The following is a 13,017-nucleotide window of genomic DNA, read 5'->3' as shown; positions in this document are numbered from 1 at the left end:
AAGTTATCGAACAGCCTAGAGGTGGTGGAAGCAAGGTAATTTGAGAGGTTATCAATCACCCACTGGTACAATCATCATTCTGGATGAAAAAAACTCCAAATCTGACTTGATAGCTTGTATTTATGCGAGGGTTTCTAGTGCAGAAAACAAAGATAATCTAGATCGCCAAGCAGAACTACTCAAAGATTACTCCATAGCTCGTGGCTATAAAATTTACAAAATAGTTAAAGAAATAGGGAGTGTTTTAAATGATGATCGCAAGCAATTAGGAAAGATTTTAGTAGATCCAAATTATAATATCTTAGTAGTAGAACACAAAGATCGATTAGCCCGATTTGGAACTAATTACATAGAACTTCTCTTAAAAGAACTGAGCAAAAAATTAGAAATTGTTAATCATAGCGAGGATAAACAAGATGAACTAATGGAAGACTTGATCGCAATTATCACCTCGTTTTGTTCTCAGATTTATGGACTGAAAAGGTCAAAAAGAAAAACAGAGAAAATCATAGCAGAGTTAAAATCAAAGGTCGACAATTGAAATTAGGTGTCTACGTGACAGTTGTACATTGTTCAAGTTGGCACTTCTTTAATGGAGGGTATCTAAGTATAAATACGTAGTGTTAACAATAATTTCTTAAATCAAACACGAACGTTTACATGAACGTTTACATGAACGCTAACATTGACCCGAAAATTAATATATATACTTAAGTAAATACGTAGATAGATACACGGAGAAGCATGATGAAATATAAATATTTAGCTGCTGTAACGATTGCAATGGGGGTTGGACTTAGTACCTCAGTTGCTCAAGCTGCTAGTTTTACCGATTTACCCACATTTACAGATACCGACTTCAATAACGCTAAAAATAGCGGGCTTTTTGAGGAAGACTGGGTTGCTGAAGGACGCATCGGGAACAACGCGAACAATGGTACTTGGGAACAAGGAATTTTTAACTGGGTTAACAACACCACTTTTCCTCCAACTTCAGCACAAGATAATTTTGTTTGGACAGATAGCACTCTAGTGCAGCTTAGCAAAAATAATCCACCAGTCACTTATGATCTTTAAAGCCCTTAAATTTCCAAACGAACGGCTTAGCAAAATGTTGATTAAAGTAATCAATAAAATTGAGAATTTTTTGGGATAGTTCTTCAGTTGAACGGACAGTAATTCTTTTGAGTAAACGCCTGACTAAGATCTAAAACCAACACTCAATTTGATTAAGCCACGATGTATGTTTGGGAATATAAACAAAGCGAATTCGATGAGATTCATCTGATAAAAAATCTGCTCTGCTGTCCATAGATTGCAAAATCCCCTCCTTTCCTTTTCTCCCCAAATCAATAGTAATTTCACAGCTTTCTGCTACTAATTTGACTAAGCTTTCCGATTTATGAGTGTTGAGTTTATCTACAATAAAAATCCATTCTGCTTTTTCATCAATCTTAATCGTTCTCTGGATATGTTCAGAAAAATCTTGTTCTGTTCTTGTCGGTCCAATAGAGGGACTAACAACTTTTCCTCTTGCCATATCCCAGTTCGCAATCAAGCTTAAAGTTCCGTGTCTTTCATATTCAAATTCGATTTTTTCTACTTGTTTAGGCTTGATTCTTTTGTTCGGAAATAATCTCTCAAGAGCTTGAATCCCTGTCATTTCATCTGTACTAATTAAATGAATTCCTTGTTCTAACAAAGTTTTAGCTTCTTGATGAAGTTCACAGATATATTTGACTTGCTTTTTAAATTTTAAGGGATCATCAATTTTGGCATTTAACCAGTAACGAACGAGATGTGGTTGTAATGTCGCTTCTTTTTAAAAAACGCCCCACACTACGGGGGGAAATCTTTTCGACAATTCCTCTTTTTATGGCTTCATCCGCCAACTCTGAAGGTGTCCAATGGCTCACTGGTCTGTCTGATTTTTCACATTCTTCACAAGCGATCTCTACAATCTGGACTACTTGTTCGACCGTAAAGGATTTTGTTGTTCCAGGTCTTGGGCGATCGCTTAAAATTCCTTTGATCAAGACCATTAATGCTTTCTCCGTTACCTGTTGTTCTTCGGCGGCACTCAGTTTTTCTCTCTCCTCAAACCATCGCGATCGCCACTGACGCACTTGTACTCGGTCTAATTCTAATCTTCGACTAATCGAACTATTGCTCTCTCCTGATGCTGCGGCTAAGATTAGCTTGGCTCGTCTAACAAGGCGATAGGGGTTTGTTGTCCCTCTCACTATTTGTTGGAGTACTGTTTTCTGTAGGTTGGAGAGGTTAATTGGCAATGCTTTTATCATGGACATCAACTTCGAGATTCTTCCGTTAGTTTCATTGAAACACATTGTCGTGGCTAGTCACGAAAGTTTCTGTAAAAATCTGGTGGATTACTTTCGCCAAGCTGCACTAGACTCTGATTATCTACAGAAATCGCTAAATTTTGCAATCCCACCACCGCAGCATAACGCACCACCCATTCAGGGTCATCTAATACCTTAGATAACGTCTCAGTTGCCTGTTTTTGTCCCTCAGAAGCCTCTGAAACCGATAACTTAGACCACTCTATATAACCCAGTCCTTTCGCAGCAGAACGGCGTACACTCAGGGAAAAATCCCTTAACGCTGTCTCTTGGAGATGGTCCAAAGCTGAAGGATGACCGATCCCTGCCAAGGCACTAGTTGCCCAAGCCCTTGCCCCATAATTGTAACCGTCAATCTGCTGTAGGAGATAGGGGACACTAACATCACCTAAATTAATCAATCCTTTCACTGCACCGGCCGCAGCCCCAGCATTGTTATATCCCAACGCCTCGATTAACGTTGGGATCGCCTTTTCATGGCAACTCAAAGCCAAAGACCGAACTGCTATGAGTAACCCCACCGCAGAATCAGCCTTTTGTACTGCTTCAATTAAACCTTGAATGTCTTGATCTTCCATCTTTAATTATTCATTGAGACCTAATAATCGTTTCGTATGCACCACCGCCACCACTGTCACAGTGTCACCATCAACTTGATAGATGACACGGTATGTATAAGCTGGTTGATCCCGAAAGGTGTCGTTATCCCCTTCGGCAATCAACTCTCCTGTTAACGGATTATCCTCCAACTGACTCGTAGCATCCAAAATCTGGCGTACCACCGCAGCAGCATAGGAAGGAGAATCACGGGCGATATAGGTCGCAATGGAATCAACATCTTCTACAGCCTTAGAAGACCAAATCACTCGATAAGCCATTTACTTAGTAGTCCCTCGACTTCTTCTTGTTGTAATATGGGTTCGCGTTCAGCGACCTGTAATCCTTGACGTATTTTTTCAAGAACATACAAATGATACTGGATATCTTCAATTGAACAATCATCTGGTAATTGATTCAAGATCGATTGGATTTTTTCTTTAATGGTGTTCATAGGGATGATCGACTTAATCTTTAGTCTAAAGTTAGGGATACTATGGAGATTATATAGAAAATCTTTTTTTTTATCTTAGCCACCCTTCTCCGTAACTTCCCTCACCAGGTTCACGGTAAACTTTCTAAATCGTCTGGTAAAGGGAAGGAAATTATGGATACAATACCTTAGATAGCCATAAATCTGAGTTAGTTTCTTAAAGTTTCTTAACAAAGTCCATGCAAATCAGACGACGACCCCCCAACCCAGCCATAGAAGTCGATATCTTACGTTATCAAGTGCCTGATCCCAATGGTGAGGCTAACCATATCCTCGAAGAAATCGTCTGGCACAAGGAAAAAGAAGTGGAACGAATGCGGGAAAGTCTCTCCTTGTTAGAGTTACGGAAACAGGAGAGAAACGCGCCACCAGCTAAAGATTTTTTAGGGGCTATTAGCCAAGGAAAAACCCAACCCGCTTTAATTGCAGAGGTAAAAAAAGCCTCTCCTTCTAAGGGGGTGATTCGAAAAGACTTTGATCCGGTGGCCATCGCCCAAGCTTATGTTAAAGGTGGGGCCAGTTGTCTTTCTGTGTTAACGGATAGTAAATTTTTTCAAGGTAGTTTTGATAACCTGGCTTTAGTTCGTCAAGCAGTTGATATTCCTTTGCTATGTAAGGAATTTATTATTTATCCCTATCAAATCTATTTAGCTAGGGTCAAAGGGGCCGATGCTATTCTTTTAATTGCTGCTATTCTGAAAGATTCAGATTTACAGTATTTTATTAAAATTATTCTTTCCTTGGGTATGACTCCTTTAGTAGAGGTTCATTCTTTGCATGAAATGGATCGGGTTTTGGCTATTGAGGGGGTTTCTTTACTGGGAATTAATAACCGTAACCTCGAAACCTTTGAGGTGAGTTTAGACACAACTAAAGAATTATTAACTGCCCGTCAAGATCAGATCAAAGAGAAAGGCATTTATATTGTCAGTGAATCCGGTATTCATAGCCCCCAAGACTTACAACAGGTCAAACAAGCAGGAGCTAACGCTGTTTTGATTGGAGAATCTCTAGTTAAACAAGCAGATCCTTCCCAGGTGATCGTTAAATTATTTTCTGAGAGTTAAGTTTGACAGACTGTCTTTTGACCATTTATGGGAGTCCCTGGTAACATAGTGTCCGCAAGAACAATTTTATCCGAACCCATCATGGCAGTTAAATTACAACCCGATGACTTAATTGATGTCCAAGCTACAGGAGAATGTGGTGGTGGAAAGCAAAAAAAATTGATTTCTTTTGGTATTACTCCAACCGGTTATATTGCTATTGGGGTTGCACCAATGGGTATTGTCGCTATTGGTTTTGTTCCTATGGGTTTAATATCCTTTGGAAGCGTAGCTATGGGAACCATTGCCACAGGTTTAGTAAGTATGGGAGTGGTTTCCTTTGGCTTAGAAACTATGTCTTTGGTTAACTTAGGAACATGGCAAGTTGGACCAGTAGAAATTCGTTCTGAACCTCATGATCATGGTAGTCACGAGGGTCATGAAGGTCATGATCATCATCAACACCACAATTAATTGGACTTTGGACAAAAAAAGTTTGTTAGCGTATATTTTACGCTAAACTAAAATCCCAAAATATCGGCTCTGTATCAGTCAATAAAATTGGCTGACAAATAGGGCTAATCTATAGATTCTGAGGAAAACTAAGGAGCTTTTAAGTTTTCAGTTGATTTTTTGCTCCCTTTCTTGATAACATCATGACGAGTTCGTGGGGCTTTTTTGTAACCTTTAATACGTCCGGAAGAAAAACCTCGACGTTTGGGAAATTTGGCGAAAGTCCCCAAGGTCGTAATTATTCTTGAAAAGTCTCTTTGAACTAGACTAGGGGTGATTTTGATGGATTTATTAGTCTTCAAATACTGTTCCCAATCACGGGGTAAAACCACAGCTAATTTTCTGGCAGCCCACAAATTTACATAAGAAAGAAGTGTTAGTTTAAACTAATTTTCTTCATGATGTACATCGGGAGTTAAATAAGATGTCATCAATAATCTTTGTTTACCAAATCGAAAAAGATGTTCCATGTCATAACGTTGTCGATAACACTGATAACAATCAACTAAACTTAACTCATCGCGCCGAGAACCAATAACAATAAGCCACATAGGTTTCCAAATACTATTTCTTTCTTGATCTCTGACAACAATCTGGAGTAAAGTAAAGGGGTGATTGTTCATTTTATAGTTTTTAGTTCCTCTCATTAACATCTGTTTCCATCCCGAAATAGTCACTGTTAATTGACGACCTTTTTTCGTTGTAAAGGGAACATGATGAACTTCATCAGGTTCAGTCCAAGTTTGGTCATCTTTAAGGTCAAATTTATCCCCATACCAACGGGGATGTCCCGAAGTTTTGGCTTGATTTGGGTCCCGAATAAATTGACGATAAAAAACTCGGTCACTTCTAACTCTTGTAATAGTAACTACGTCTTCATGCTTAACTTGTTCCCCAATAAAATCCTTTTGGCTGTAGTCACTATCAGCCACTAAGACAGATAATTTATCAGAAAATAAAGAACTTTGCCAGATTTTTTTTAGTTGTTGATTGCCTTGATTGTAATTGCTCACCGCAATAAAGAATCTGTCTTGACAACATAAAGGTAAAATCGGGGATTTTTATGTATAGTGGGGGTTATGACCACAAATGCTACCATTGATTCAAAGCTAGTTAGAGCTATCGCCGATGAACAGTTGGCGAACAATGTCTTCATGATTGAGTGGCTAGTCAAGGCACAACAACAGTTATCTCTTCAACAAAGACTGATTGACCAGCAACAACAACAAATCTCTACACAACAGCAAGAAATTGAAAAATTGAAAGAAGAGAGAGATAAGCTAAAAAACCGTAACTCAAAAAACAGTTCAGTCCCCCCATCATCAGACCCACTAAAAAAGCCTTCTGACAAAAAGAAACGCAAAAAAGGATTTAAACGCGGACCAAAATATGACCACCCAGGGAAGACCCGTAATGGTTTTGGTCAGCCCGATAAGATAGTCACTTTAGAACTAGAAAACTGTCCTGTTTGTGGGGGTTCAGTGGAACGAGATGAAGTAGTTCCCGAAAAAGTCCAGCAAGTGGCTGAAGTAGTAGACCAACCCATAGAAATCAGGGAATATCGTCGCGGATTCTATAAATGTCCTAGTTGTGGATGGTCAGATTACAGTCCTGTTCCATTGGGAGTTAAAGAAGGATTCCGTTATGGGGCGCGATTAAGTAGCATCGTGGGCTGGCTTGGCTATGGGGGTAATCTTACATGGCGTAAACAGGAACATTTTATAGAGTATGTCTTTGGCATTCCCATTTCTCAAGGGAGCCTTGCCAAAATGCACAAATGGTTTCAAGAAAGTTTAGAACCCTTGACCCAACAGTGGTTAAAGTACATCCAGCAGCCAGGAATCCGATGTGTTGACGAAACCAGTTATTGCATCGATGGCATCAAGTATTGGGTTTGGGTAGCCACATCAAATGAGGTCTGTGTGTTGATGTTGGCTCCCACTAGAAGCTCCGCAGAAGTCGAGAAATTGTTAGGAGCAGATTTTAAGGGCATCCTCACCAGTGACTGCTATAGTGCCTACTTTAGACAAAGTGCGATGGCCAAACAGAAATGTCTGGCACATTTAGAACGAGAGTTAGAGTCCCTTAAAACCAGTCGTTTTCAAGCGAATCGAGAATTTGCTGCCGATGTACAGCAAGTTTTAGCAACCGCCCGTATCCATTATCGTCATTATCATGCTCGAAATTTAACCCTTGAAGACTTAGGCTCCAAAAGAACAGAAGTCGAGAACTCACTGCAAAAGATTTTTAAAGCAACTCCCAAAAAAGGATGGCCTTATGATGCACAAAGATTGATTAACCGTCTCAAACGTCATTGGGAAGAGTGGTTCACCTTTCTAACTTATCCTGAAGTCAAACCAGATAATAATGATGCTGAGAGAGCTTTACGTCCCATTATCATTCACCGCAAAGTAAGTGGGGGAGCAAGAAGCGACTGGGGTGCAGAGTTAGTCACCCAAATGTTCAGTTTTTTAGAGACCATGAGATTACAGGGGCAAAATGCCATTGTCCAATTATGCGAATTATTTTCATTAGCTGGTCGGAGTCCCCCAGGATTAGAGATGTAAAAGGCTCCGGAGCCGATGGGGGATAGATTTTTCTTGATCCCCCTATCTCTCTGCACAAAAATACACAGGATTAGCGGATAATCTCCGCTAACAAAAAACTATCTTACTATTCTTTTTTTTCTCATATTGTTGTTTTTATTTGAGGTTTTAAAAAGACTTGATTCTGGGAATGTTAGTCATTAAAATAGCCGTAATAAATTAGCTTAAATTTTACGTTAAATCACAGGGCTTATATTTTTGTTGACTCAACTGATGTTGTTTGTAGTGCTTTTCAATAAGACTTTTTTGTTGCGGTGAGCAGTTACGAGAATAGCGAGAATCAAATCATAATGCAGACTTTTATAAAATCTATCTATAATCTTCATTAGATAAATATTCTCTTGTTTGTCTGCGTCTTCGTCTATTAAATAGCGGTAAACTATTAATTTTCATGATTTCTATCAGTTCGATGGCTTATAATATAGCAAGATAAAAATAAGCTATGGACATTTTTTGTATCTTTAATTGTCATTCCGAGGAACGAGGAATCTAATTAACGTCCTAACCGCAATGCTTAGTGCTATAGTGTTCTTATCTACATATCATAAGTCAATCTCAATTTTCTATCCGTTATAAAAACAGAAATATTTAGTTAGCTGATTTTATATAATGAAAGATTATGCTTTTCTAGTAATATTATGATATTTTTAAATAAAATTGCTCTCGTTACACAACTTAATGATTGATCGATTTTGCCAGATTTTAACTAAATTTGCCTGATATTTGCATTTTGGTTATTTTCGTGTTATAAATATTTCAGGTAGGATGAGCTTTAAGTATATCCAAAAATAAGGCTTCCCCCTTGTAATAGTGATTACCTCGTTATCTCATTAATATTTTGTCTTGATATCCCTACAAATTTTCAAGGTTTTAAATTTCATTTTTTATAGTTCATTTTTACCTGTAAATAACTTTTGTAAAATATATCTTGACAAAACAGGATAAATATGTTATGCAATACGAACTGTTGAAATTATGTTTAATTAAACCGGTTTATTTGTAGTAATAACTAATGGATTTTTCTTACATTGACTAAGATTATATCATGTTATTAGAGATTGTTCCTAAAAAAGATATTAAGTAGGGTGCGCTAAGCGCAAACTATAATTTTTGGGGTGATTTCTCTACTGTTTTTATGCCGTAACGCACCACAATGCTGTTCTTTGGTGTATTACGCTACGCTAATACACCCTACCATTCTCTATCGATTCACTTGACAAACAGTCTCTTAGAAAAATTAAAGGCGATCGCTGATATTTTCATCTTCTTTAAGTTTATCTAAAACAGCAGTCACCCGCCAAGCAGCTTGTTGTTTTAATTGAGGATCATGCAGGAATTTCTCTAAAGTATCAGCAGCATCAGGGGTTCCAATAGCCACTAAATCATCCATTGCTTCGACACAATTTTCCATAGCAATAGATTCTAGAGTTGACACAGCTAAGTCACCCATTCTAATTAATTCCTGACGAACTTCTAATAAATGGGGTTTATCATAGTATTTAGCTAAAATATCCACTGCTTGAGGTAAATTTGTGTAAGATAATGTCTTCGCTGCTGCTTGTTTATGACTAGAGTTATCATCCTCATTCATAATATCAACTAGAAACTGTAATAAAGCTGATCCTCTGGGACGATAATCAGCAGCAACAGCAGCTAAAGCTTTGGCAATATTTTCTGTATCTTCTTGATGGAGAAGTTCTTGCTTAAAATGTTCGATAATTTTTTTTGCTAAAGTTTCATCAACAACTTGAGCATCTGCTAAACATTCCAACGCTGCTAAAGGATCTTTTTCATAAACCTCTCGAATTAAGTTAGTGGTATCAGTGGCTAAACCACACCATAATTTTACAATTTCTCGCCATGCAACTGTATCAATTTTAAACTTATTAATCAATTCTTGTTCTTTCTCTCTTAATGCTTCTGCTGCAAAATATTCTTGTAAACTAAGATGAGCAAACTTATAATTTTCTCCTCCGTCAATACGTAATAATAAACCACTGCGATCGCAAATTTCTTTGATAATAGGGTTGGTGTCACTGGGACTTAAATTAAGATCAGGGAGAACTTCTTTAAGTTTATTTATTATGGTGTCATAAGATATTTCACGACGATCTGATTGTTGAAAATTAGAAAGATATAAAGCAAGAGATTGTAAAATACGTCTTTTATTCTTTCCTTCATATTCATTACGTATATTTTTTATTTGATCCCGAAGTTCAAGTAAAGTCTCCGTTGCTTTTTGATAAAATTCGATACGAGAATGAGGCAAAATAAAAGGTGTATCGGTATAAAGATAAGCCATCATGGTTAATAATAAAGGGTTTCTTGCCAACTCCATAATTTTTGGTCGTTTTCGCAATTGTTCTATGAGTTGTTCCACTGATTTTCCAGGAGACATTTGAGACTTCCATGCTTTGAGAAAATCTCTAATTTGTTTATCCCTAAAATCTTCTATGTCTAAAGTTTGCTGCACAACATCAAAAAATTGATTATGATAAACTGCTGTACGACAAGTAATAATAACTCGGCACTTTTCATAAGTATCTATAAAAGTTTTTATAATCTCAATAACCTCTGCTCTAAGAGAAAAATTAACTTCATCTAATCCATCCAATAGTAAAAACAATCTTCCCTTTTTCAAACCGTCAGTAATAAAGCGATCTGCTTTAGGAAAATCATTTAAAGCACAGACTTGTACTAATTTTTTTTCTAATATTTCCACAGTTAGCTTAGATTCTTTTAAACTATGTAATTCCACTAAAATAGGAATAGGTTTATCCTATAAATCGTTTAATTTACCCTCCGCATAAGACAGACATAAATATCGACAAAACATTGATTTACCAGAACCAGGCGCACCTTTTATTACAAAACGCTTATAATCTTTAAGTGCATGATCAACTTCAATTAATTTATATTCTTTGCTTCCTGAAACTTTCAAAGGAACATAAACTGTTCTCATATTCAAAGGGTAATTAGGACGAAAAGGAATCTTGAGTTTTTCATATTTTTCAATCAAAGCTTGACGATAACGTTTGAGAGCAATGTCTTCAAAAAAAGCTGTTCCTGAAAATTGCTTATAGACCCAGTTACTTAGATTTTTTATTGATATTTTTATACACTCCTTAATTAAATCTCGAATGATTAGTAAAATTAAAAGAATACCAGCAACAATCCATCCATATAAACCTTTAGGTAATTGTGTCCAAATACTATTACTATTTGTTTGTTTTACTTCTTTTAGTCGAGCATATTCCTTTTCATAAATCTCAGCAATTTGAACTTTTGTCAGTCCAATAGTATTATCCTGATAAAGCTCAATAAGAACCTCAGTTTTCATGTTCTCATTGTTATCAACATGACGCTGTGCATATCCTTTAATCTCATTAACCACCACTTGCTTACTAGAAAAGTTAGAAGTAGTATTTTGAGAATAAGAAGAACTAACAGAACCCAAGAAAATTGATAAACTTAAAGTCAGGATAAATAAATGTAGTAAATATTTTCGTTTCATCATCCTTAAAAATAGATAACCTCTTAAAAGTACAAACCTGAAACATAAAGCGATCGCATTCCCCAAAAGATTAAATTAGGATCAACTATTATTTGTTCTAATTGTTCATAATTTTCTTGTTGCCAATAATCATATAATTGAGTAGCATCGCCACCAGTTAAAATAATTTTACTCTCAGGATATTTGATTAACCAATCATCAATAAAGGTTTTAATACCACCTAAAACTGTGTATAAAATACCACTAATAATAGAATTTCCTGTATTATTAGCCCAACGATCGCTTAATTTCTTGGGCAAACTAATATTAGGTAAAGCTGCTGTTTTGGTTGACAATGAATCAAATTGTAATTTTAACCCAGGTAAAATAGCCCCACCGATAAAAGTGCGATCGCCATCAATTCCTGTTAAAGTTAAAGCCGTACCAGCATCAATAATTAAACAAGGAAACTGATACATTTCTCCCCCACCTAATGCAGCTAAAGCTCTATCAATGCCCATACTTGGATAAAGATTATTTAAGGGTACATCATCTAACCTAACTAGATTAAACTTTTGATAAGTTTGCCAAAGTTGAGTTTGAGAAGGAACCACAGAAGCAATCATTAAAGGTAAAGAATTATCCAGAGAAAAACCAAGAAAATTGTTAGGTAATTCTAAAGGCTTAACATACTCTTGAATATGAACAGTATCCCAAGTCCTTTGTAAAATTTCTCCCTGAAAGTATCCCCAATGAAGTCGAGAATTGCCAATCATTAAACCTAACCATTCTTGTGATATTTTCCTGTTCACAATTGTTTCTTTTTTATCTTTATTTTATTGACTATTTTTAAACCCAAAAAATAATTTAATAATATTTTATAATTACATTCCCGACAAAATTAGCCTTAACAATGCTATCATTCTTAAGGCTATATGAGTTATGACCAATTTATGAGTAGCGAAAACGACTATATTCAAGAAGCCGATGCTAACCGTGTCCGAGTTTTAAGCGAAGCCCTTCCCTACATCCAACAATTCGCTGGACGCACGTTCGTTATTAAATATGGAGGGGCTGCCATGAAAGATAGTTCCCTCAAAGATAAAGTCATTCGGGATATTATTTTTCTAGCTTGTGTAGGAGTCCATCCTGTGGTTGTTCACGGTGGCGGCCCCGAGATCAACAGTTGGTTAGGGAAATTAGGCATTGAACCCCAATTCAAAGACGGCTTAAGGGTAACTGACGCTGCCACAATGGATGTGGTGGAAATGGTGTTGGTGGGCAGGGTTAATAAAGAATTAGTCTCTTTAATTAATCAAGCTGGTGGCAAAGGTGTGGGACTATGCGGAAAAGACGGTAACTTAGTTAAAGCCCGTCGTGTGGATCAAGAAGATATTGGCTTCGTTGGAGAGGTGAGCAAAGTCGATGTCAAAATTGTTGACGCTTTAGTGAATAATAATTATATCCCCGTTATTTCCTCCGTAGCAGCCGATGAAACAGGACAAGCTCATAATATTAATGCGGATACTGTGGCTGGGGAAATAGCCGCCGCTTTGGGGGCAGAAAAATTAATCTTGTTGACCGATACCGCAGGTATTCTAGAAAACTATCAAGACCCCAATACACTCTTGACGAAACTAGACATTAAACAGGCTAGAGACTTAATCGCCCAGGGTATTGTGGGTGGAGGGATGATCCCGAAAGTAAATTGTTGTGTGCGATCGCTGGCTCAAGGGGTTCGCGCAGCCCATATTATTGATGGTCGTATCCCCCACTCTATTCTCTTGGAAATCTTTACAGATCGGGGTATTGGCTCGATGATTGTGGCATCGGAATATCAGTCGTGAATCAAAGATATGAGTAGTAATTTCCGAACTTTTGAGTAAAAAGACTTGCGCAAATCCAA

12 protein-coding genes and 3 pseudogenes are annotated in these 13,017 nt (G+C 37.1%); 6 read left to right on the top strand and 9 right to left on the bottom strand.

The window, feature by feature from the left end; all coding sequences use genetic code 11:
- Positions 1 to 31: 31 nt before the first annotated feature.
- Together CWATDRAFT_RS00570 and CWATDRAFT_RS00565 are read left to right on the top strand one after the other, a co-directional pair.
- Positions 32 to 541, top strand: a pseudogene (locus tag CWATDRAFT_RS00570) (IS607 family transposase); the annotation flags it as partial.
- A 203-nt stretch (positions 542 to 744) separates the two neighbouring features.
- A complete protein-coding gene (locus tag CWATDRAFT_RS00565; protein ID WP_007303140.1) occupies positions 745 to 1,077 on the top strand; it encodes a choice-of-anchor W domain-containing protein in 333 nt (110 codons plus the stop codon).
- Here CWATDRAFT_RS00565 and CWATDRAFT_RS00560 read toward each other — a convergent pair.
- The 5 genes and pseudogenes from CWATDRAFT_RS00560 to CWATDRAFT_RS39115 form a co-directional block, all read right to left on the bottom strand.
- A pseudogene (locus CWATDRAFT_RS00560) lies at positions 1,061 to 1,702 on the bottom strand (transposase). The gene CWATDRAFT_RS00565 and the pseudogene CWATDRAFT_RS00560 sit on opposite strands and share 17 nt — an antisense overlap.
- Positions 1,703 to 1,766: 64 nt before the next feature.
- A complete protein-coding gene (locus tag CWATDRAFT_RS00555; protein ID WP_007303067.1) occupies positions 1,767 to 2,348 on the bottom strand; it encodes a helix-turn-helix domain-containing protein in 582 nt (193 codons plus the stop codon).
- Positions 2,349 to 2,356: 8 nt separating this feature from the next.
- The gene (locus CWATDRAFT_RS00550; RefSeq protein WP_007303138.1) at positions 2,357 to 2,941 is read right to left on the bottom strand and encodes a HEAT repeat domain-containing protein; all 585 of its coding nucleotides are present in this window, start codon (positions 2,939 to 2,941) and stop codon (positions 2,357 to 2,359) included.
- Positions 2,942 to 2,947: 6 nt separating this feature from the next.
- A complete protein-coding gene (locus CWATDRAFT_RS00545; protein ID WP_007303137.1) occupies positions 2,948 to 3,241 on the bottom strand; it encodes a type II toxin-antitoxin system RelE/ParE family toxin in 294 nt (97 codons plus the stop codon).
- Positions 3,226 to 3,414 carry a hypothetical protein gene (locus CWATDRAFT_RS39115; protein WP_007311441.1) on the bottom strand — a complete coding sequence of 63 codons (189 nt, stop codon included), beginning with the start codon at positions 3,412 to 3,414 and terminating at the stop codon, positions 3,226 to 3,228. Before CWATDRAFT_RS39115 ends, CWATDRAFT_RS00545 begins: the two co-directional genes overlap by 16 nt.
- A gap of 218 nt (positions 3,415 to 3,632) precedes the next feature.
- On the opposite strand from CWATDRAFT_RS39115, the gene trpC reads away from it, so the two are divergent.
- Together trpC and CWATDRAFT_RS00530 are read left to right on the top strand one after the other, a co-directional pair.
- Entirely contained in the window at positions 3,633 to 4,520 is an 888-nt protein-coding gene (gene trpC / locus CWATDRAFT_RS00535) for an indole-3-glycerol phosphate synthase TrpC (protein WP_007303136.1), read from the top strand.
- An 81-nt stretch (positions 4,521 to 4,601) separates the two neighbouring features.
- Positions 4,602 to 4,973: a hypothetical protein gene (locus CWATDRAFT_RS00530; RefSeq protein ID WP_042711113.1), complete on the top strand. Its 372-nt coding sequence runs from the start codon at positions 4,602 to 4,604 to the stop codon at positions 4,971 to 4,973.
- A gap of 128 nt (positions 4,974 to 5,101) precedes the next feature.
- On the opposite strand, the pseudogene CWATDRAFT_RS36815 reads toward CWATDRAFT_RS00530, so the two are convergent.
- Positions 5,102 to 6,013 (bottom strand): annotated as a pseudogene (locus CWATDRAFT_RS36815) (transposase); the annotation flags it as partial.
- Positions 6,014 to 6,082: 69 nt separating this feature from the next.
- Here CWATDRAFT_RS36815 and CWATDRAFT_RS00515 point away from each other — a divergent pair.
- The gene (locus tag CWATDRAFT_RS00515) at positions 6,083 to 7,579 is read left to right on the top strand and encodes an IS66-like element ISCwa4 family transposase (RefSeq protein ID WP_007303132.1); all 1,497 of its coding nucleotides are present in this window, start codon (positions 6,083 to 6,085) and stop codon (positions 7,577 to 7,579) included.
- Positions 7,580 to 8,855: 1,276 nt separating this feature from the next.
- Here CWATDRAFT_RS00515 and CWATDRAFT_RS00510 read toward each other — a convergent pair.
- The 3 genes from CWATDRAFT_RS00510 to CWATDRAFT_RS00505 are packed head-to-tail and all read right to left on the bottom strand — an operon-like array spanning position 8,856 to position 11,923.
- Positions 8,856 to 10,376, bottom strand: coding sequence for an NACHT domain-containing protein (locus CWATDRAFT_RS00510; protein WP_007303131.1), 1,521 nt, complete (start codon positions 10,374 to 10,376; stop codon positions 8,856 to 8,858).
- Between the two features lie 21 nt (positions 10,377 to 10,397).
- Positions 10,398 to 11,135: a hypothetical protein gene (locus tag CWATDRAFT_RS39110; RefSeq protein ID WP_007303130.1), complete on the bottom strand. Its 738-nt coding sequence runs from the start codon at positions 11,133 to 11,135 to the stop codon at positions 10,398 to 10,400.
- A 20-nt stretch (positions 11,136 to 11,155) separates the two neighbouring features.
- Positions 11,156 to 11,923, bottom strand: a complete 768-nt coding sequence (locus CWATDRAFT_RS00505; RefSeq protein WP_007303129.1) for a pantothenate kinase — start codon at positions 11,921 to 11,923, stop codon at positions 11,156 to 11,158.
- A 141-nt stretch (positions 11,924 to 12,064) separates the two neighbouring features.
- On the opposite strand from CWATDRAFT_RS00505, the gene argB reads away from it, so the two are divergent.
- Entirely contained in the window at positions 12,065 to 12,958 is an 894-nt protein-coding gene (gene argB / locus CWATDRAFT_RS00500; RefSeq protein WP_021833433.1) for an acetylglutamate kinase, read from the top strand.
- Positions 12,959 to 13,017 lie beyond the last annotated feature (59 nt).

The sequence above is a fragment of the Crocosphaera watsonii WH 8501 genome (assembly GCF_000167195.1).
In the GTDB taxonomy this organism is placed as follows: Bacteria; Cyanobacteriota; Cyanobacteriia; order Cyanobacteriales; family Microcystaceae; genus Crocosphaera; species Crocosphaera watsonii.
Note: the sequence above shows the minus strand (reverse complement) of the source record. Positions and strands in the feature narration are given on the sequence as shown.